The sequence below is a fragment of the Streptomyces sp. NPDC028910 genome (assembly GCF_055564955.1).
The window spans coordinates 68,781-85,571 of sequence record NZ_JBVHVF010000018.1 but is presented as its reverse complement, the minus strand read 5'-3'; the positions used below and the strand labels follow the sequence as shown (position 1 = coordinate 85,571).

Here is a 16,791-nt window from a genome sequence, read left to right as displayed (position 1 = left end):
ACGAATCGAGGAACACCTCATGACCACCCTACCCACCAACCTCCCCGGGCAGAACGGCTTCACCGGGCACCCGGTTGAGCTGTACGCCTCCCCGAACGGCAAGACGTGGCAGGTCGTCGGAACCGACGCCGCCGGTCTGCTGCTCATCCCCGCGGAGTCGAACCCGGAGACCTGCCCGCGCTGGGTGTGGGCGAAGGCGTCCGAGCTGATCGACGCGCTTGGCCCGCTGACCCGTGTGGAGCGTGCCGCGTGAGCATCGTCCGCGTCACCTTCGACGCCTCCACCGACCTGGAGCCCCTCACGGCCATGGCCGCTACCGCCGAGGGCCAGATCGCCCGCTACCTCCGCCGCGTGGCTGACCCGTCCGAGGTCACCGTCGACCTGGAGCAGGGCGCCGGGGCCGCGTTCTCCGGCCGCTCGCTCCTCGCAACGTTCACGATCCAGCCCCTCGGCGGTGCGGCATGACGCACTCGCCGACCCCGACGGAGCTGCTGGCGCTGAAGACCGCGAACGCGGCCCTCATGTCGGCGGACTCCTCGTACGACTTCGCGGCCACGATCGTGTTCGCGCTCGGCTCCGCGCAGCTGCTCCAGTCCCCCGAGACGGCCGCCGAACTGTCCCGACTGCGGGCCCGGGTGGCCGAGCTGGAGGCCGCGCTCGCGCTGGACCCGGACCCCATCGCCTACGGGCCGCGCGGCTACCGCTGCGGCTGCGGCAAGGACGCGCACTCCAGCCTCACGCCCTGCCGACCGGACCCCGTCGACGCCCCGCACGAGGGCCCCGAGCCGCACGCCTACCGCCTCGGCCGCGACCTCCCGGAGACCCGCAATGCCTGACCGCGCCCGGGTGCTCTGCGCCCACAACTACGTGCTCATGCAGGACTCCTGCCCCGGCTGCGACCACGAGGCCGAGACGCCCCACCAGGTCGACCCGGTCCGCGTCGTCCCGTCCTGGACGAGCACCCCGCACACCCGCTGCCGCCGCTGCACCCTCCGCCCGTCCGACCGCATCCACACGAAGGGCGGCACCCGATGACCTACCCCGTGGACGGCCCGTTCCGCATCAGCGTCACCGCGAGCCCGAGCGGCGCCGAGCTGGACATCAGCCACTACCTCAACGCGCTGGTCCTCCAGCTTGCGCACATCGCCGACGAGGACGGCGAGAGCCTCCTCGACGAGCTGCAGCACATCGCGTCGCTGGCCCACGCTGGCCCGGACTCCCCGGCCTTGCACGAGCGGGACACCGCGGTTGAGCAGCTGCTCGACGAGCTGGTGGCCGGCGGCCGGATCCCCGTATACGGGCAGCAAGTCCTGCGGCTCGCCGAGACCCTGACCCGCACCGTCGCCCCGCGAGCCATCCCGGGGCAGCGAGGTGCCGCGTGAGCGCCGCCGAGCACCTGGCCGAGGCCATCGACGTGGGCTGCACCCGCGACGACCACGACCACATCGGTGACCACCGGCGGGAAGTACTGGCCGAGGTCGCTTCTACGCCGCTGGTAGTCCGCCGTGTCGACTGCTCCATCGAGCCCGACCGCGACAGTGGCGAGACCGAGATGGTCGTGTGCTGCATCGCCGAGGACGGGCGTCCGGTGGCGCTCCTCCTCGACGACGAGGCGCGGGCCAAGCTCGCCGGCCTGATCGGTGCCTCCGGTCCCGGCCTGGACGAGCGGGCGCTCCGACTCGCCGACCACATCGTCAACACCGGCGGGGTGTGGACCACCGGGAAGGCTCACCGCTGGGTGACCGAGGCGATCCGCCCGAAGCCGCCGATTCATTTCACCCGGCACTCCCTCCAGGCCCTCGCCGCGCACGGCTACCTCCACGAGCGCCGCGACCCGGGCCGAGTCTCCTACACCCCGAACTACACGAAGGGCGGCCACTGATGTTCATCCGCCGCAGCACCTACCAGCGGCTCGTCGCCCGCGCCGAGGCCTACGCCGAGGCGTACGTCGCGGCCCGGCGTGCCGAGCACCGCAAGACCGCACCCACAGCGGATCGCCGCGAGCGGCTCGCCAGGGCCTGCGCCCGGTACCGGGCCGAGCTCGCCGAGCAGCGCACCAGCCATGAGGCCACGCTCGCCCGGCAGCAGCGCCGCATCGACCACCTGCAGGAGCAGCTCGACGAGGTGCTCGGCCTCAACTCCGACCAGGTGCTGGCCGGAGCTCGCTGGCAGCAGCGCCGCCCCGACAAGCCGTACACCCCGACGGCGGTGGCGAAGTGATCCGAACCGTCAGCTACGGCGGCGGCGTCCAGTCCACCGCCCTGCTCGTCCTCGCCGCGACCGGCCGCATCGACTTCAAGACGTTCCTGATGGCCAACGTTGGCGACGACTCCGAGCACCCGGCCACCCTCCGCTACCTCGACGAGTACGCCCGCCCGTATGCCACTGAGCACGGCATCGAGCTGGTCCTCCTGGACCGCGTAATGGTCCGGAGCGGAGAGACCCGCACGCTGCACGGCCAGCTCGTCAAGGAGGGCTCACGATCGCTGGCGATCCCGGTGCGGATGTCCAACGGGGCACCCGGCACCCGCTCCTGTACGGCCGACTTCAAGATCAAGGTCATCGGTCGAGAGCTGAAGCGTCGGGGCGCCACCAAGGAGGCCCCCGCCACCATCGGTATCGGCATCAGCGTGGACGAGATCCACCGGGCGAACAAGCGTCACTGCGAGCCGCACGAGGACATCGTCTACCCGCTCCTCGACCTCGGCCTCCGTCGGACGGACTGCGCGCGGATCATCCGTGACGCCGGCCTGCCGGTCCCGCCCAAGAGCAGCTGCTACTTCTGCCCGTTCCACCGGCCCGAGACCTGGCACGACATGCGCCGCAACGAGCCGGACCTGTTCGAGAAATCGTGCCTGCTCGAAGACCTTCTCAACGAGCGCCGCGACGTCCTCGGCAAGGACCACGTCTACCTGACCCGCTTCGGCAAGCCCCTCCGCGAGGCCATCCCCGACGGCGTCGACCTGCTCCCCATGTTCGACGAGGCCGACGGCCTCTGCGACGCAGGGTGGTGCATGACGTGATCGCCACCGGCAACGACGAGTACGGCGAGCTGCTCGCGCAGCGCATCGGGCAGTTCATCATCGACGCGGACGCGGGCAGCGCCCGGTCCCGGCAGCGCGCCATCGGACCCTCCGAGGTGGGCGAGCCGTGCGAGCGGCAGCTCTCCTACAAGATCCTCGACTGGCCCGAGACCAACACGTCCCGGGACCCGATCGCGGCGATCATCGGCACCGGGTTCCACATGTGGATGGCCGAGAAGTTCGAGGCCCGGCAGACCGTGATGCCCGACGGGCAGCCCCGGTACCGCATCGAAGAACGCGTCACCGTGCGGCAGGGCCACACCGAGGCCGGCACGCTCGCGGGCAGCTCCGACCTGTACGACCGGCTCGCCATGCTCAACAACGACTGGAAGCTCGTCGGCAAGAGCAGCCACGACAAGTACCGGCGGCAGGGCCCCGGCGAGAAGTACCGCATCCAGGCCCACCTCTACGGTCTCGGCCAAGAAAACGGCGGGCACCGGCCCGCCCGGGTCGCCGTGACCTTCATCGGCCGACACCACGAGCTCATGGTCCACGTGTGGTCCGAGCCCTACGACCCGCAGATCGCCCTCGACGCGCTCACCCGCCTCGACCGGATCCGCGACCAAGCCCAAGCCCTGGAGCTCGATCTCCACCCAGAGAACTGGGCGCAGATCCCCATCCCCGAGAAGCCGAACTGCCGGTTCTGCCCCTGGCTAAAGCCCGGCAGCGACGACCTCGCCACCGGATGCCCCGGTGCCCCCACCCCGAACGCGGGCGCTTCGCTCGAAGCGCTCATCGCCTGAACACCAAAGCAGAAGCGAGAAGAAAATGACCCAGCAGCCCTACCAGGCCCCCAGCGCCGACGACTTCCTCATGGGCGGAGGCGGCGCGGCCAGCGCCAAATTCCCCCAGCCGGGCGCCTCAGTCGGCGGACGGATCACCGAGCGCCCCACGGTCGAGCAGCAGCGCGACATCAAGACCGGTGACAAGAAGTTCTGGAACAACGGCGACCCGATGATGCAGCTCGTCGTCACCGTCCAGACCGACCAGCGCGACCCCTCCATCGAGGACGACGACGGCAAGCGGCGCCTCTTCGTCAAGAGCGTGATGAAGAACGCGATCGCCGACGCGGTCCGCTCGGCCGGCGCCAAGGGCCTGGAGGTGGGAGGCACCCTCACCGTCACGTACACGCACGACGGGGTGGCCACGCAGCGCGGATTCGACCCGCCGAAGCAGTATTCGGCGACGTACACCCCGGCCGCGGCGAACGCCCTGCTCACCCCGGACCCGGGTACCGCGGCACCCCAGTACGCCGCACCGGCGCCGCAGCAGCACGTCCCGGCCGCTCCGCCCGCGGCCGCCGCCCCAGTGCAGCAGTACCCGGCGAACCCGCCGATGGTCCCCGGGAACCCGGGCAACGTCGTCCCCGGGCTGACCGCGGAACAGCTCCAGTCCGCGGTCCAGAACCCGGCGATCGTCGCGCTCCTGGCCCAGCAGGCCGCGGCCCAGCAGGCCCAGCCCCCGCTGAGTCCGCCGCCGTTCTAGCCCCGCCCCTCCGCCACCGTCCGGGGCTGCGCCGACCTCCCGCTCCGCAGCCCCGGGCGGGCCAGCTCTCAGCCCTCACCAGGAGAAGCAGATGACCCTCACCGCGAACACGCACCGCAAGCTCACCCAGCCGGAACTCGTCGCCGAGGCGCAGGCCGCGTTCGGCGACGACCCCGCCCTCTGGGCGTTCCGCTGCCCCAGCTGCGGCGACTCCGCGAACGGCCGCGACTTCCAGCAGGCCCTGGCCGAGCACCCCCGCGACCGCAAGGGCGAGCCCGTCGAGGCGTACAGCATCGTCGGCCAGGAGTGCATCGGCCGCACCCTCGGCGCGCTCGCCGCCAAGACCGACGAGGAGTGGTCCGGGCGCGGCTGCACGTGGACCGCATACGGCCTGTTCCGCGGCCCCTGGGAAATCACCCTGCCGGACGGCCGCAGCATCTGGGGCTTCCCGCTCGCCACCCCCTGACCCGCCACCGCCCCGGCATCCAGCCGCGAGGGCGCGGGATCGACTCCCGCCCGGGGCACTGAACCCGACCGCACACGCACCACGGCACAAGGAGCCATCTTGAGCGACACCGCACCCGACATGCTCGCCGCGGCGCTTGCGCTGCACGCGGCCGGCTGCTCGGTCGTCGCCGTCAGAGCGGACGGCTCGAAAAGACCCCAGGGCGACTGGAAGGCAGCGCAAGCTGAGCGCGCCACGGAAGAACAGGTGCGCGCCTTGTTCGCCAACGGGCACCCGGGGGTGGGTGTCGTCTGCGGTGCGGTGTCGGGTGGCCTGGAACTCCTCGAACTGGAGGGCCGCGCCGTCGAGGAGGGCGTGCTCGCCCAGCTCGTCGAGATCCTCGCCAACTCCGGCATGGCCGAGCTGTGGCAGCGCGTCGCCACCGGGTGGCTGGAGCGAAGCCCATCCGGCGGCCTCCACTTCCACTACCGAGTCGAGGGTGGCGCCCCCGGGAACACCAAGCTCGCCAACCGCCTGGCCCGCGACGAGGAACTCACCGAGCAGGAACGCGACCTCCTCGCCAAGCACCCCCACAAGAAGATCGTGCGCGGCCTCATCGAGACCCGCGGCGAGGGCGGCTTCGTCGTCACCGCGCCCTCGCACGGAGCCGTGCACGCGTCCGGGCGTCCGTACGAACTCCTCTCCGGGGGACCGGGGGCCCTTCCGACGATCACCGCCGAGGAGCACCGGGCCCTGCACGCGGTGTGCCGCATGCTCGACACCGTCCCTGCCGACGAGCCGGTCGCCATCGCAGCGCAGGCCGCGCCGGAACTCGATGAGGCCGCAGCGTTCCTCTTCGGCGGCGACCGCCCGGCCAGCGTCGAGGGTGGCCTCACCCCGGGGGACGACTTCGAGGCCCGCGCCACCTGGCCGGACATCCTCACCCCGCATGGCTGGAAGGCACTCTTCCGCTCCGGGGCGACCACGTACTGGCAGCGCCCCGGGAAGGACGGCCGGGAACCGAGCGCCACGACCGGCCGGGCGATGGACCGCGACCGGCTGTACGTCTTCACTACGAGCACCGAGCTCACCGCGGAACGCCCCTACACGAAGTTCGGGGCCTACGCCGCGCTCAACCACAGCGGCGACCACTCCGCGGCCGCGCGCGAGCTCCGCCGCCAGGGCTTCGGGGAGCGCGCCGCGGAACCGGTCCGGCACCTGTCCGCGGTCCCCAGCGCCCGGCCGGCCATCGACGGTACGGCCGCGCTCGCACCCCAGCCGCAGCAGATCCCCGCCCGCTACGGCGTGGACATCTCCTACGACCCGGACGCGATCATCCACATCACCGATGCGGTGTGCAACGGCACGATCCCGGACTCGTACGTCCGCAACGGCGAGCTGGTCCAGGTGGCCGAGGTCAGCGGCGACGTCCTCACCGAGCAGCGGCAGATGCTGAAGAGCACCATCCAGGGCATCGGCCCGGACAGTCTCCGCCGCCTCCTCGCCCGGCACGCGGACGTCTACCGCGTGAAGGCCGGCAAGAAGGGCGAGCCGCCGGGCGAGGTCCCGGCCAGCCCGGCCGTGGCCATCTGCAAGGCCGTGCTCACCGAGACGAACTGGCCCGGGGTCAAGCCGCTTGTCAACCTCGTCGGTGCGCCCGTGCTCCGGCCGGACGGCACCGTACTCCAGACCCCCGGGTACGACGCGGCGACCGCGTTCTACTACGCGCCGCACTCCGAACTGCCCGTGGTCCCGGCCACCCCCACGGCCGAGCAGGTCGCGGCCGCGTTGGAGTTCGTCCTCGACCACGTCCTCGGCGACTTCCCTTGGGCGACCGACTCTGACCGCGCGAACTTCGTGGCGCTGCTCGTCTCGCCGATCCTCCGCCCGTACGTCGGCGGCCTCATCCCCCTCGGCGCAATCAGCGCCTCGGACCGGGGCTCCGGCAAGACCCTGCTCGCCGACGTGATCGGCACCCTGTACGGCGCGGTCGTCCGGCCCTGGGTCAGCGATGACGACGAACTGCGGAAGGCCGTGACTGCGGCCCTCATGGGTACCAGTGCGGTCGTCACCTTCGACAACGTCGGCGACCAGGACAGCGTCGAAGCCCCGACCCTGGCCAAGCTGCTGACGAGCCCTGCATGGGACGACCGGGTACTCGGCCGCAGCGAGCAGGCCCGGCTCACCAACGACCGGCTGTGGCTTGTCACCGGCAACAACATCCGCTTCGGCGGCGACCTCGCGCAGCGCACCGTGCTGGTCCAGCTCGACCCGAAGTGCGCCCGGCCCGACCTGCGCACCGGGTTCCAGATCCCCGACCTCGGCGAATGGCTGGAGGACCCGGACCATCGGGCCAAGCTGCTGCACAGTCTGCTGCTGCTGGCCCGCGCGTGGATCGTAGGCGGCGCCCCGAAAGGGGAGTACGCCATGCGGTCGTTCCGCCGGTGGGCGCGCAGCCTCGGGGGGTTCCTCGCGTTCCACGAGATCGGCGGATTCCTCGGGAACACGGCGCAGCTGGAGCAGCAGGACGAGGAGGCCGCGTCGTGGGCCGCGTTCCTCACCGCGTGGGATGAGCGCTACGGGACCGAGCCGAAGACGGCCACCGATCTGTTGCAGAGCACGCAGACCGCGCCCGGGTTCGGTCTCCCGGATCCGTGGAACGGCACTTTCGTCACCCGCGCCAACGGGACGCTGCCCACCCCGCGGGGGCTGGGCATGATGCTGGCCAGCCGGCGCGGCCGGTACTTCGGCGAGCTGGTCCTGCGCGGCGACTACGACAGCCACAAGAAGACCTGGTTCTACCACGTGGAACAGGACCCGAACGGCACCGTCGGCGCGCCTGCTGAGGGGGCCTGACATGGCCGCTCGTGTCACTCTCCGTCGACAATCAGGCTGCGGGTACTGGGATTTTGTAGTCCCCGCAGTACCCGCATTTGCGGGTACTAGCGGGACTGGCCCCGCCGAGCAGTGCGCGTTCAGCGCGCCGAACCCGGGCGCCGCCATCTCCGACGCGGGTACTGCGGGTACTACGCGGCGGGTTGCGGGACTAGCTGCGGTGCCGTCCGGCTCTAGTCCCCGCACTTTCGATCTTGAGAACTGCCTGGTTAAAGGCACACTGCGGGTACTAGCGGGTACTAGCGGGGACTATTTTCTGACCTTTACGTATAGAGAGAACGCTAAAGACGTTTTCACGTATAGCAGCGGATCGACCGGAACTAGTACCCGCAAGTCCCCGCAGCCCTCCCCTGCTCTACACATCGTCACCAACAGGGCGGGCCGACGATGACGAATCCCGGCATCGCCGCACGCATCGCAGCCGCCGCAGACCACGCGATCGCACGCACCTGCCCCCGCTGCCGGGCCCCGATCCTCACCGCATGGGCCGGCCGGGTCGCCGCAGTCCACGTGACCGCAGACCCGACGCCACTCGACCTGACCGGAGAGATCCAGGCCCGGCTGGAGGGCCGCCTCACCTGGCGGCTGCTCACCAGCTCCCTCGGTGTCCGCCGCATCATCTGGCGCGACCCGCTCACCGTCCCCCACCACAAGCACCCCGTGCTCCGTGACCACCGCTGCCCACCCCAGCCCGTTCAGGAGGCCCTGCTGTGACACAACAGCACTTCACCATCCACCTCCCCGCAGGCCTGGCCCTGCTCAACGCGAACGACCGCGTGCACCACCGCGTCCGTGGCGACCTCACCCGCGCCATCCGCGGCGCCGCACAGGAAGCCTGCTCCGAAGACCCGACCATGCGTGCCGCGCTCGTCGCCGCCGGGGACGGTCCGGTCATGCAGCGCGCCTACATCCTCGGCGTGTTCCACCCGGCCCGCCGCAACCGCGTCGACCCGGCGAACTTCTACCCGTCGTTCAAGGCCGCGGTCGACGGGCTCGTCGACGCGGGCGTGTTGGAGGACGACGACCACACCCGCGTCGTCGGGCCAGACATGCGCATCGGCCCCGTGGTCAAGGGCGGCCGGATCTCCCTGCACATCCAGGCCGTCGACGAGCTCACCTTCGCCGCGTTCCAGTGGAGGACCGCATCATGACCACCCCCGCCTGGATGGCCACACCCGTCGCCCGCCCCTGCCAGACGGACCCGGAGCGCTGGTTCTCCTCGGACCGCAAGGACCAGAAGACCGCGGTAGCCCTATGCGAGCGCTGCCCGCTGCTCGTCCCGTGCCAGCAGTACGCCCTGGAACAGCGCCCCACGCACGGCATCTGGGGCGGCCTCACCGAGCGGGCCCGGCGTTCGGACCGGGTGAAGCCCGCCGCACCGAGACGCAGCAGCGTCGTACCAGTCGACTGCGACAGCCCAACCTCGTTCTTCCAGCACCGGCGCCGCAAGGAAGCCTGCGAACCCTGCGAGGCCAAACGCGCCGCCCAGCTGACGCGGGAACGCCGGGCCCGCCTCGACGCGGAACACGCGGCGCACGGCGGCTCAATGATCGGCTACCACGCGCACGTCGCCCTCGGCGAAGACCCCTGCGACGCCTGCCGCGAAGTCAACCGCGCCCGCTGCGAAGCCAACCGCATTGCCGCAGGCCGACGCCGGCGCCGCCCGTTCCGGCAGACCGCCGCGGCCTGACCCCACCACCGGCAGCCACCCCGACGCCGCCTGAAAGCGAGCACCCCATGACCGACAAGCCCGCCCGCACAGCCGCCTACAGCCGCCTCATGTGGCCCACCTGGAACCCCGTCTCGGAAAGCCACGGCCTCAACTCCTACGAGGCCAACAAGCTCCTCAACAACCACGCCTACGAAGCCGTCGCCCCCGTCATGCAGATCGTCACCGACTACGTCATCGAGTCGAACGACGTCGGCGGCATCGACTGCAACGACCTCGCCGACCGACTCCGCACCGCCGGGTACCCGCTCGTTGGCGATGACGACCACGACGCGCCCGACGCCTGACCGCGGCCTATCCGGTTCCCCGTCCCGCGCGCACAAGGAGAAGCCCACATGCCCGAGCAATCCGCCACCCTCCCCATCGGCTTCAGGACGCACACCTGCATCACCGTCGCCTGCACCGTCTGCGGCTACAAGTTCGACGAGGACGAGTTCGTCCACCACTTCAGCTCCGTCGAGGAAGCCCACGACATCGTCCGAGGTGCCGAGTGGCAGGTGCTGAAGGACGGCCGGGTCCTGTGCTCCACCGATGACGAGGGGCACAAGGCACTCGCTGCCGCCGTGGGCCTGGCCGTCCCGTCCGCCTGACCTCCGCCTGCCGGTCGTCCTCCCGGGGCGGCCGGCCCGGACACCACCCACACCACCGGAAGGACCCGCCCTCATGACGTTCACGTTCAGGCCCCGGGCTGGTGGCCGCATCCGCGCCGACATTGCCACGACCGCCGATGGTCCGCACGTCTGGCTCAGCGTCACCAACACTCGGGCCGAGCATGCTGCCGTGTTCATCCCGCTCGACCGGCTGGAGGAGGTCATCGCAGGTCTCCGCGACATGGCCCGCCAGGCCGGCAGGCTCCGCGTCGACCTCGGCGGCCAGGACGTCACCGAGCACGTCGTCGACCCGGCCGCCGTCCTCGCCGGAGCGCCGATCGCCGCCGAGCAGCGCGCCCGTGCCGCGGCCATCCTGCCGCCCGGCGTCCGCATCACCGCGGACGCCCTCCGCAAGGCTGAGGACCCGGAGGCCGCGTGCTTGCGTGCCATGGCCGAGGCCGACATCGCCGCGCACCCGAGCAGGCTCTGATGGCCGCCCCGCTGCTGGCCCTCGCCGCGCTGCTCGTCGGCTACATCCTCGGCCGCGTCCAGCCCGTCCGTCATACCGCGACCGCCCTCTGGGACTGGGCCGACCGCCTCGACTACCACCGACCGCCGCTGACCCGCCGACAGTGGCGCTGGTGGGCGCGCGAGGCCATCTACTTCCCGCTGTTCCTCTGGCTCCTCGCTACCCAGCCCCGCAAAACCCTGCACGCCTGGCGGACCCGCCACGACCCGCCCCCGCGCAGCCCGGCGCCCATCCGCTCCTCGCCTTGGCCGCCCGAGGCCCCCCGGTGAGCGGCTGGGCGTTGGCCGGCCCCGCGCTATGGGTCATTGCCGTCGTACCGCTGTGCATCTTCCTCGCCGCCGGAAACCGCCGCGCCCGCCGCCAGCACACCGCCCGCGCCCGAGCCCTCGCAGCGCGCCGCCACACACCCGCATGGGCCCGAACCAACCAACACCGGAGACACCGATGACCGTCACCGTCCCGCCCTACCTCGTCGCGATCGTCGCCGCCTGGTCCGCCCTCGGCCTCCTCACAGGCCTGTACGCCCTCTACCGCGCGTGGAAGGACTGGCGATGACCGAGCAGCCCGTCCGGCACACCGTCGACACGATCACCAGCGACGCCCTCGACCAGCTGTACGCCGAGCTGGAGCAGCTCCGACAGGTCACCAACGGCTACGCCGCGTTCTATGCCAGCGCCGAGGCCGCCAACGCCCGCGTCCGCGAGACCGAACGTGCTGGGAACAGATGCCGAGCGACCGACACGTCTACATCCACGAGGCCGCCCGCGCCCTCCGCACCGCCCTGGACGAGCCCGCCTGAGCACGCGCGAGGGGCGCATCCACCGTCCGCCACAGACCGGATGCGCCCCCAGGTGCGATCACCGTACCGCGACGCACCCACGGAGCACACGATGACCACCAGCCCCACCGCCGCACACCACCTCGCCCGCATCGGCATCCTCTGGCCCCACCTCAACGACATGCTCGACGGCCGCGGCGCCGACACCTGGCCGCCCGCCGGAAAGGCCGACCTCATCCGCGCCCTCGACACGGTCGACCGGGAGGAAGCCGCAGCCCTCCGCGCCCTGGAGCGCGACCCCCAGCAGATCGGGGAGACGCCGGCCCCCGTGTCCCTGCGCATCCTCGACACCGCCCGACTCGTGGAAGCCACCCTCGTCCACCTCGCCGACACGATCGCCCCCCAGATCACCCGGCCCGCCATCAGCCATGCGCCGGCAGACTGGGAGGCCCGCGGCTGGACTCCAGTCGACCGGGCGCTGCGCAACCAGTGCGCCGACGACGAGCAGGCCGACCCGCGGCGCTGGCGGTACGTCGGGCTACGGACGGCCGAGTACGCCGCGGGGTGGCTCCACGCCCGCGTCCAGGGCGAGGACGGGCCCTTCCGACCCCTGTCCGCCGCCCAGCTGCACCACGTCGAGCAGGTCGCCGCAGGTTGCGCCGGACGGATCGCGTCCGCCCTCGACCTCACCACCCGTGCCGTACCCGCAGCCCGACCGTGCCCGCTCTGCTCCGGCCGGATCCTCGTCACCACCGGCGCCGGCCGCCCCCCGTCGGCGCGCTGCGAGGACTGCGCGCGCGGCTGGACACTGCCCGAGCCGATAGCCGCGTAGGTCACTCGGCGGCGGTCCACACCTCGGGGCCGCCGCCCTCCCACCGGATCGGCCCGTCCTCGGACAGGTCCACATCCTCCAGCCCGGCCCGGCGCAGGAACTCCACCACGTCCGCAGGCGTGTGCGCCCGCCCGAGGTCCGCGTCGACGCCGTGGACGTGAGCGGTCACCTTCCGGCCGCCCTGCGGCGACACCGGATGCACGATGATCTGCGTCTGGTCCGACATGCCTCCACCCTGCCGCCGGACGACCCCGGACGCATCCGGACAGGTCCGGACAGCACAGGGCCCCCGATCCGCCGGGACCGGGGGCTCCGTCCTGCGGGGGCTACTCGACGGCCGGCGGCTTCGGGCGCGCGCTCCACGATCCGGAGTGCCCGCGCAGAATGTCCTGCACCGTACCCAGCGACGTACCGACCCGCTCGGCGATCTTCCGGAGCGACACCTTCTCCTCGCGCAGCTGGAGTACCAGGGCGCGGCGCTCCTCCTTCCAGGCCGCGGTGCGCTTCACCTGCTCGGCCATGGCCTGGCTCATCGCGCGGACGCGCGCCTCTGGGTCCGCGATCCGCTCCACGGCGTCAAGGGCTTCGGACACTCGCCGTACCTCCTCGTCGCTCACAGCCGCACCTCTCCGTTCGGGCGGGCTACTTGCCAAGAGTGTATGGGTCCCATACGCTCCATGGAAGTAGCCCAGCTACAAAGCAAGTTGGCCCCGGCCGGCGCGCGAACGCCATTGGCCGGGGCCAGCCATCCACCTGCGCGAACAGGATTGGACAGCCATGGGACACCGTACCGACCACCCGCACCACGCCAACAGCCCCGCCCAGCGCCAGATGGCCCACGCCCTCACCGCGCTCGCCCGCATGAGCCCCGGCCTCCGCCGCTACACCGCCGAAGCCGCCCAGGAGTACATCGACCAGATCGACGGCCGCCGGCTGCCCATGGGCTACGACCGGCCGTTCGGCCGCGGCTTTGAGGCCGCCAACAGGGCCGACGCCTTCCGCATGCGCCGCGGCTGCGACGTCGCGGCCATGCTCGGCCTCGCTGTCCAGCCGTCCGACGAGCACTTCCCCACCACCGTCCGCGCCATCATCAGCGCCGTCGACGCCCCCGTCGACAGCCTCGTCGAGGCCGCCCGCACCACCGGCGCCCCGGCCGCCGTCGCGCTGCTGCACATCCTGGCCGGTGCCCGGTGAGCGCCCAGCAGCAGGCCGAAGAAGCCCTCCGCCGCGCCCAGGCCGACGACACCGTGCGCAAGCTCGTCACCGAGGTCGCCGACTACCTCACCGAAGCCCGCCCCATGGACTCGATCCGCGAAGCCTCGCGGCTGTACCTCGCCTCCGCGAAGAGCATCGCGGGCAACGCCATGGACTCCGACCGTGCCGCCGAGCTCCTCCGCAGCCTCCTCGCCACGATGCCGGTCCCGTACGCCTCGGAGACCCGCGGCGAGTACGCGCTGCGCCTCCGTGCCGCCGTCCGAGCCTGACCCCTCACCAGCCGGCCGGGCCCGCCCTCGCGCGCCCGGCCCCACCGCCCCGGAGCACCCTGTGCGCACCCGCACTGAGACCCGCACCCGCCAGGTCGCCCACACCATCGACGGAGAGACCGAACTGGTCGAGGAGACCTACACCGTCGCCGTGCCCCTCCCCCCGCGGGACTGGGACCACATCGCACTGAACGCCGTCACCGCGTCCACCGCAGCCCTCGTCCTGGCGTCCGTCGTCTGGTCCACCGCCAGCGCCGGCGACCTCCTCGCCCGCGCCGCGGCCGTTGGCGTCGCCTACTCGGCCGCGATCGCCTTCGACCTCGTGTGGATCAACTGCATGATTTTGGAGTGGCTCGCCCGCTACGACCCCGCGCGCGCCACCCTCCCGCGCCGCGCCGGGCACGCCGCGCTCGGTATCGCCATGCTCGCCGTCGGCGCCCACGGCTGGCTGGAGGACTCCCTCACCGTCGGCCTCGCCGCCGCCGCGATCTCCGCCCTCGCCAAGGCGGGCTGGACGCTCGTCCTCCGCGCCCACTCCCGGCCCCTCGACGCCCGCACCCAAGCCTGGCTGCTCCAGCGGCAGGCCCGCGCCGGCGCCCGCCTCGCCCTCCAGGGACAACTCCGGCACCTCGCCCGGATCGAGGCCCGGACCCCGATCCGGACCAGTCCGGACACCAATCCGGACCGTCCGGACGAGTCCGCGGACAGTCCGGACGAGGAGCCCGCGTCGAAGCTCACCGCACCCATGACCATCAAGGATGCGGTCCGGACCGCCGTGGACAGCGGGATCCGCAATCCGGAGTTCGTCCTCGGATACGTCCGGAAGCGGGCCGACGCCAACGCCTCCGAAGAGACCGTCAACCGGTACCTCCGCACGATGGTCCGGAGCGCGTCATGAACCCCACTCTCGGCGCCGTCCTCGTCGGCCTCCTCTTCCTCGTCTGGGAGATCGCCGTCTGGTACCCCGGCGTGAAAACCCTCCGAACCAACGCCCTGGAGTACCTCGGCGACCTCCTGCCCTTCGTCCTCTGCTGGGGCATCGGCGCCCTCACCGTGATGGTCGTCGGCGGAGTCGTCGGCTGGGCCGGCGACACCGCCCTGTGGGGCCTCAACACGTTCGGAGACGGACTCCTCGTCTTCGGCGTCGGAGCCAGCACCGGCACAGCACCCGGCTCCGAGGCCGCACCCCTCACCCAGGGCGGCCTGTTCATGACCGTGCTCGTCCTCGGCGGCTTCATCGCCCGCCGCAAGAAGGGCGCCAAGGGCTCCAAGCTGCGCGGCTGGCTGTCCGGCATCGGCATGGGCCTCTCCGCCGGCGTCGCCCGGTACGCCGCAGTCCCTCTGGCGTCCGCCGTGAACGTGGCCGGGGTCTGGCTGACGGGGATCGTGTCGTGACCGCCGCCGAGCAGGCCCCGGACGTCGATGAGGTGGGGGAGGGTGGCAACCGAGTTGCGGGTGGCTGTGTCCTCGCCGTCGCCCTTGCTGGCGCGGGGGGCGTGGCCTACGCCGTACCGGAGACCGCCTACTTCGTGACTGGACTCCTCGCCGCGTCCGGCGTGCGCAGGGCCCGCGCGTGGGCGGCCGGACGCCGCGCTGCGGGCGGGGAGCAGGACGAGGAGCCCGTCGACATCGTCGCCGTCCTCCAGGGCTTGGCCGCGGGCGGTGAACACGTCCGCCTTACCCAGCTTCAAGAGGCTGCCAAGCTCCCGGACACCAAGGTCGTCCGCGCGCTCCTCGTCGAGGCGGGGATCCCGTGGCGGCCAGGGGTCCGCGCCGGCGGCCGCAATGGGCCCGGCGTACACCACACCGATGTGCCGCCCCTTCCGAGCGTTGGGAAGGCCGCCCCTTCTGGGGGTTGTTTGTGCAGCTCACCGGCCAACACCAACACCAACAACGCGGCGCCCGACGAACCCCGAGAGGGGTTGCGTGTAGAGCCCATCGGCCAGAGCGGCGCCGTCGTCCGCGTTCCGACCGAGCGCCGCGCGTACAAGGTCTGACCCCGGGGCGGCCGCCGCCTGGCAGCTGACCGGCCGCCCCGGACACCCATCCCTCACGAGAGACAGGACCGCCATCATGGCACTGCGCCCGCCCAAGCCCCCGGCCGGCGACCCCCGCCTGAAGGACCACCAGACGACGTACAGCGCGTCCCGCGGCGGCCACTACCCGAGCCAGCCGAAGCCCGTCCCGGGCACTCCGAAGACCTGAAACCGGCCACGCCTGAGGGGTGTTGTTCCAGCCATCCCGGGCGTAGCGTGAGCACCGCTGACGGTGGGGCCACCACCGGAGGAGCCCCGCCGTTCGCCCCCCGCGCGGCGGGGCTCTTCTGCACCTAGTTGCAAAACCGGCGCCCGTGCCCCATCCTGGGGCCATCTCCGGCGTGCCCGGACACTGAAGCCCCGCCACCGCGCGGGGCTTTCCCGCGTCACAGACCGGTCACAGCCACCCCACAGCATCCCGCGCCCCGACAGAGTGGCGCGATGCGCACACACCACACCATCACCCTCCTCACCGCCGCCGGGCTCCTCGCCCTCACCGGCTGCTCCACCGACCCGGCCCCCGCCAAGACCGACGACCCCGCCCCGGCGCCCGCCGGCAGCAGCGCCACCCCCGCCCCCAAGGTGGACCCCGCCCGCGCCGACCTGGAGAAGGCCGTACGCGCCTACAGCGACGCCTACTTCAAGCCCGACGGCGCCACCGCCTACGCCACCCTGTCAAAGCGCTGCCAGGAAAAGGCAGGCGACGCCGACGTGTTCGCGATCGTCGTCGACACCTCGGCCAAGGCCTACGGCAAGCAGGAAATCCAAACGCTCACCATCGACCAGCTCGCCGGCGACATGGCCCGCGTCTCCTACACGTACTCGGTGCCCAAGCTCAACCAGAGCAGCCAGCCCTGGGCGCGCGAGGCCGGCACCTGGCGGTACGACGGCTGCTGACCCCAACA

Annotated in this window: 29 protein-coding genes; 27 read left to right on the top strand and 2 right to left on the bottom strand. The window is 71.9% G+C overall.

The window, feature by feature from the left end:
• The first annotated feature begins 19 nt into the window (after window positions 1-19).
• From ACZ4TV_RS22135 to ACZ4TV_RS22040, 20 genes are all read left to right on the top strand, one after another.
• Window positions 20-253: a hypothetical protein gene (locus ACZ4TV_RS22135; protein WP_468136428.1), complete on the top strand. Its 234-nt coding sequence runs from the start codon at window positions 20-22 to the stop codon at window positions 251-253.
• On the top strand, window positions 250-465 hold the full coding sequence (locus tag ACZ4TV_RS22130) for a hypothetical protein (RefSeq protein WP_468136427.1): 216 nt from the start codon (window positions 250-252) through the stop codon (window positions 463-465). Before ACZ4TV_RS22135 ends, ACZ4TV_RS22130 begins: the two co-directional genes overlap by 4 nt.
• Window positions 462-836 (top strand): hypothetical protein, encoded by a 375-nt coding sequence (locus ACZ4TV_RS22125; protein WP_468136426.1) that lies wholly within the window; start codon window positions 462-464, stop codon window positions 834-836. Before ACZ4TV_RS22130 ends, ACZ4TV_RS22125 begins: the two co-directional genes overlap by 4 nt.
• Window positions 829-1,035, top strand: coding sequence for a hypothetical protein (locus ACZ4TV_RS22120; RefSeq protein WP_468136425.1), 207 nt, complete (start codon window positions 829-831; stop codon window positions 1,033-1,035). The genes ACZ4TV_RS22125 and ACZ4TV_RS22120 overlap by 8 nt, the downstream gene beginning before the upstream one ends.
• Complete coding sequence (locus tag ACZ4TV_RS22115) at window positions 1,032-1,382, top strand: hypothetical protein (RefSeq protein ID WP_468136424.1); 351 nt, start codon at window positions 1,032-1,034, stop codon at window positions 1,380-1,382. Before ACZ4TV_RS22120 ends, ACZ4TV_RS22115 begins: the two co-directional genes overlap by 4 nt.
• The gene (locus tag ACZ4TV_RS22110; protein WP_468136422.1) at window positions 1,379-1,882 is read left to right on the top strand and encodes a hypothetical protein; all 504 of its coding nucleotides are present in this window, start codon (window positions 1,379-1,381) and stop codon (window positions 1,880-1,882) included. Before ACZ4TV_RS22115 ends, ACZ4TV_RS22110 begins: the two co-directional genes overlap by 4 nt.
• Window positions 1,882-2,220, top strand: a complete 339-nt coding sequence (locus ACZ4TV_RS22105) for a hypothetical protein (RefSeq protein ID WP_468136421.1) — start codon at window positions 1,882-1,884, stop codon at window positions 2,218-2,220. The genes ACZ4TV_RS22110 and ACZ4TV_RS22105 overlap by 1 nt, the downstream gene beginning before the upstream one ends.
• Window positions 2,217-3,023 (top strand): phosphoadenosine phosphosulfate reductase, encoded by an 807-nt coding sequence (locus ACZ4TV_RS22100; protein WP_468136420.1) that lies wholly within the window; start codon window positions 2,217-2,219, stop codon window positions 3,021-3,023. The genes ACZ4TV_RS22105 and ACZ4TV_RS22100 overlap by 4 nt, the downstream gene beginning before the upstream one ends.
• The gene (locus ACZ4TV_RS22095) at window positions 3,020-3,826 is read left to right on the top strand and encodes a hypothetical protein (RefSeq protein ID WP_468136419.1); all 807 of its coding nucleotides are present in this window, start codon (window positions 3,020-3,022) and stop codon (window positions 3,824-3,826) included. Before ACZ4TV_RS22100 ends, ACZ4TV_RS22095 begins: the two co-directional genes overlap by 4 nt.
• Window positions 3,827-3,851: 25 nt before the next feature.
• Complete coding sequence (locus tag ACZ4TV_RS22090; RefSeq protein ID WP_468136418.1) at window positions 3,852-4,568, top strand: hypothetical protein; 717 nt, start codon at window positions 3,852-3,854, stop codon at window positions 4,566-4,568.
• A 91-nt stretch (window positions 4,569-4,659) separates the two neighbouring features.
• Window positions 4,660-5,034, top strand: a complete 375-nt coding sequence (locus ACZ4TV_RS22085) for a VVA0879 family protein (RefSeq protein ID WP_468136417.1) — start codon at window positions 4,660-4,662, stop codon at window positions 5,032-5,034.
• 99 nt (window positions 5,035-5,133) lie between these two features.
• Complete coding sequence (locus tag ACZ4TV_RS22080; RefSeq protein WP_468136416.1) at window positions 5,134-7,869, top strand: bifunctional DNA primase/polymerase; 2,736 nt, start codon at window positions 5,134-5,136, stop codon at window positions 7,867-7,869.
• Between the two features lie 426 nt (window positions 7,870-8,295).
• The gene (locus ACZ4TV_RS22075; protein ID WP_468136414.1) at window positions 8,296-8,622 is read left to right on the top strand and encodes a hypothetical protein; all 327 of its coding nucleotides are present in this window, start codon (window positions 8,296-8,298) and stop codon (window positions 8,620-8,622) included.
• Window positions 8,619-9,059, top strand: a complete 441-nt coding sequence (locus tag ACZ4TV_RS22070) for a RusA family crossover junction endodeoxyribonuclease (protein WP_468136413.1) — start codon at window positions 8,619-8,621, stop codon at window positions 9,057-9,059. Before ACZ4TV_RS22075 ends, ACZ4TV_RS22070 begins: the two co-directional genes overlap by 4 nt.
• Window positions 9,056-9,598, top strand: coding sequence for a WhiB family transcriptional regulator (locus ACZ4TV_RS22065; RefSeq protein WP_468136412.1), 543 nt, complete (start codon window positions 9,056-9,058; stop codon window positions 9,596-9,598). The genes ACZ4TV_RS22070 and ACZ4TV_RS22065 overlap by 4 nt, the downstream gene beginning before the upstream one ends.
• Window positions 9,599-9,645: 47 nt before the next feature.
• Complete coding sequence (locus ACZ4TV_RS22060; protein WP_468136411.1) at window positions 9,646-9,924, top strand: hypothetical protein; 279 nt, start codon at window positions 9,646-9,648, stop codon at window positions 9,922-9,924.
• A gap of 48 nt (window positions 9,925-9,972) precedes the next feature.
• Window positions 9,973-10,227, top strand: coding sequence for a hypothetical protein (locus ACZ4TV_RS22055; RefSeq protein WP_468136410.1), 255 nt, complete (start codon window positions 9,973-9,975; stop codon window positions 10,225-10,227).
• Window positions 10,228-10,300: 73 nt separating this feature from the next.
• Complete coding sequence (locus ACZ4TV_RS22050) at window positions 10,301-10,717, top strand: hypothetical protein (RefSeq protein WP_468136409.1); 417 nt, start codon at window positions 10,301-10,303, stop codon at window positions 10,715-10,717.
• Window positions 10,717-11,025, top strand: a complete 309-nt coding sequence (locus tag ACZ4TV_RS22045) for a hypothetical protein (RefSeq protein ID WP_468136407.1) — start codon at window positions 10,717-10,719, stop codon at window positions 11,023-11,025. The genes ACZ4TV_RS22050 and ACZ4TV_RS22045 overlap by 1 nt, the downstream gene beginning before the upstream one ends.
• A 282-nt stretch (window positions 11,026-11,307) precedes the next feature.
• Window positions 11,308-12,366, top strand: a complete 1,059-nt coding sequence (locus ACZ4TV_RS22040) for a hypothetical protein (protein WP_468136406.1) — start codon at window positions 11,308-11,310, stop codon at window positions 12,364-12,366.
• Window position 12,367: 1 nt separating this feature from the next.
• Here ACZ4TV_RS22040 and ACZ4TV_RS22035 read toward each other — a convergent pair whose 3' ends face one another.
• Both ACZ4TV_RS22035 and ACZ4TV_RS22030 read right to left on the bottom strand, forming a co-directional pair.
• Window positions 12,368-12,592, bottom strand: a complete 225-nt coding sequence (locus tag ACZ4TV_RS22035; RefSeq protein ID WP_468136405.1) for a hypothetical protein — start codon at window positions 12,590-12,592, stop codon at window positions 12,368-12,370.
• Between the two features lie 100 nt (window positions 12,593-12,692).
• Window positions 12,693-12,959: a helix-turn-helix domain-containing protein gene (locus ACZ4TV_RS22030; protein ID WP_468136403.1), complete on the bottom strand. Its 267-nt coding sequence runs from the start codon at window positions 12,957-12,959 to the stop codon at window positions 12,693-12,695.
• Between the two features lie 184 nt (window positions 12,960-13,143).
• Between ACZ4TV_RS22030 and ACZ4TV_RS22025 the strand changes: the two genes are divergently transcribed.
• The 7 genes from ACZ4TV_RS22025 to ACZ4TV_RS21995 all read left to right on the top strand — a co-directional run bounded on the left by ACZ4TV_RS22025 (window position 13,144) and on the right by ACZ4TV_RS21995 (window position 16,783).
• Window positions 13,144-13,560, top strand: coding sequence for a hypothetical protein (locus ACZ4TV_RS22025; protein WP_468136402.1), 417 nt, complete (start codon window positions 13,144-13,146; stop codon window positions 13,558-13,560).
• The gene (locus ACZ4TV_RS22020) at window positions 13,557-13,850 is read left to right on the top strand and encodes a hypothetical protein (protein WP_468136400.1); all 294 of its coding nucleotides are present in this window, start codon (window positions 13,557-13,559) and stop codon (window positions 13,848-13,850) included. The genes ACZ4TV_RS22025 and ACZ4TV_RS22020 overlap by 4 nt, the downstream gene beginning before the upstream one ends.
• Window positions 13,851-13,911: 61 nt before the next feature.
• On the top strand, window positions 13,912-14,748 hold the full coding sequence (locus ACZ4TV_RS22015; protein WP_468136399.1) for a protein transporter Sec31: 837 nt from the start codon (window positions 13,912-13,914) through the stop codon (window positions 14,746-14,748).
• Window positions 14,745-15,245, top strand: a complete 501-nt coding sequence (locus ACZ4TV_RS22010; RefSeq protein WP_468136398.1) for a hypothetical protein — start codon at window positions 14,745-14,747, stop codon at window positions 15,243-15,245. The genes ACZ4TV_RS22015 and ACZ4TV_RS22010 overlap by 4 nt, the downstream gene beginning before the upstream one ends.
• Window positions 15,242-15,847 carry a hypothetical protein gene (locus ACZ4TV_RS22005; protein WP_468136397.1) on the top strand — a complete coding sequence of 202 codons (606 nt, stop codon included), beginning with the start codon at window positions 15,242-15,244 and terminating at the stop codon, window positions 15,845-15,847. Before ACZ4TV_RS22010 ends, ACZ4TV_RS22005 begins: the two co-directional genes overlap by 4 nt.
• A 76-nt stretch (window positions 15,848-15,923) precedes the next feature.
• Complete coding sequence (locus ACZ4TV_RS22000; protein WP_468136396.1) at window positions 15,924-16,055, top strand: hypothetical protein; 132 nt, start codon at window positions 15,924-15,926, stop codon at window positions 16,053-16,055.
• Window positions 16,056-16,327: 272 nt separating this feature from the next.
• A complete protein-coding gene (locus tag ACZ4TV_RS21995; protein WP_468136395.1) occupies window positions 16,328-16,783 on the top strand; it encodes a hypothetical protein in 456 nt (151 codons plus the stop codon).
• Window positions 16,784-16,791 lie beyond the last annotated feature (8 nt).

What these genes read in the sequence shown, in the direction of transcription:
- ACZ4TV_RS22135 (WP_468136428.1), top strand. Translation starts at nt 20, where the DNA reads ATGACCACCCTACCCACCAACCTCCCCGGGCAGAACGGCTTCACCGGG.
- ACZ4TV_RS22125 (WP_468136426.1), top strand. Translation starts at nt 462, where the DNA reads ATGACGCACTCGCCGACCCCGACGGAGCTGCTGGCGCTGAAGACCGCG.
- ACZ4TV_RS22120 (WP_468136425.1), top strand. Translation starts at nt 829, where the DNA reads ATGCCTGACCGCGCCCGGGTGCTCTGCGCCCACAACTACGTGCTCATG.
- ACZ4TV_RS22115 (WP_468136424.1), top strand. Translation starts at nt 1,032, where the DNA reads ATGACCTACCCCGTGGACGGCCCGTTCCGCATCAGCGTCACCGCGAGC.
- ACZ4TV_RS22105 (WP_468136421.1), top strand. Translation starts at nt 1,882, where the DNA reads ATGTTCATCCGCCGCAGCACCTACCAGCGGCTCGTCGCCCGCGCCGAG.
- ACZ4TV_RS22090 (WP_468136418.1), top strand. Translation starts at nt 3,852, where the DNA reads ATGACCCAGCAGCCCTACCAGGCCCCCAGCGCCGACGACTTCCTCATG.
- ACZ4TV_RS22085 (WP_468136417.1), top strand. Translation starts at nt 4,660, where the DNA reads ATGACCCTCACCGCGAACACGCACCGCAAGCTCACCCAGCCGGAACTC.
- ACZ4TV_RS22075 (WP_468136414.1), top strand. Translation starts at nt 8,296, where the DNA reads ATGACGAATCCCGGCATCGCCGCACGCATCGCAGCCGCCGCAGACCAC.
- ACZ4TV_RS22065 (WP_468136412.1), top strand. Translation starts at nt 9,056, where the DNA reads ATGACCACCCCCGCCTGGATGGCCACACCCGTCGCCCGCCCCTGCCAG.
- ACZ4TV_RS22060 (WP_468136411.1), top strand. Translation starts at nt 9,646, where the DNA reads ATGACCGACAAGCCCGCCCGCACAGCCGCCTACAGCCGCCTCATGTGG.
- ACZ4TV_RS22055 (WP_468136410.1), top strand. Translation starts at nt 9,973, where the DNA reads ATGCCCGAGCAATCCGCCACCCTCCCCATCGGCTTCAGGACGCACACC.
- ACZ4TV_RS22050 (WP_468136409.1), top strand. Translation starts at nt 10,301, where the DNA reads ATGACGTTCACGTTCAGGCCCCGGGCTGGTGGCCGCATCCGCGCCGAC.
- ACZ4TV_RS22045 (WP_468136407.1), top strand. Translation starts at nt 10,717, where the DNA reads ATGGCCGCCCCGCTGCTGGCCCTCGCCGCGCTGCTCGTCGGCTACATC.
- ACZ4TV_RS22040 (WP_468136406.1), top strand. Translation starts at nt 11,308, where the DNA reads ATGACCGAGCAGCCCGTCCGGCACACCGTCGACACGATCACCAGCGAC.
- ACZ4TV_RS22035 (WP_468136405.1), bottom strand. Translation starts at nt 12,592, where the DNA reads ATGTCGGACCAGACGCAGATCATCGTGCATCCGGTGTCGCCGCAGGGC.
- ACZ4TV_RS22025 (WP_468136402.1), top strand. Translation starts at nt 13,144, where the DNA reads ATGGGACACCGTACCGACCACCCGCACCACGCCAACAGCCCCGCCCAG.
- ACZ4TV_RS22010 (WP_468136398.1), top strand. Translation starts at nt 14,745, where the DNA reads ATGAACCCCACTCTCGGCGCCGTCCTCGTCGGCCTCCTCTTCCTCGTC.
- ACZ4TV_RS22000 (WP_468136396.1), top strand. Translation starts at nt 15,924, where the DNA reads ATGGCACTGCGCCCGCCCAAGCCCCCGGCCGGCGACCCCCGCCTGAAG.
- ACZ4TV_RS21995 (WP_468136395.1), top strand. Translation starts at nt 16,328, where the DNA reads ATGCGCACACACCACACCATCACCCTCCTCACCGCCGCCGGGCTCCTC.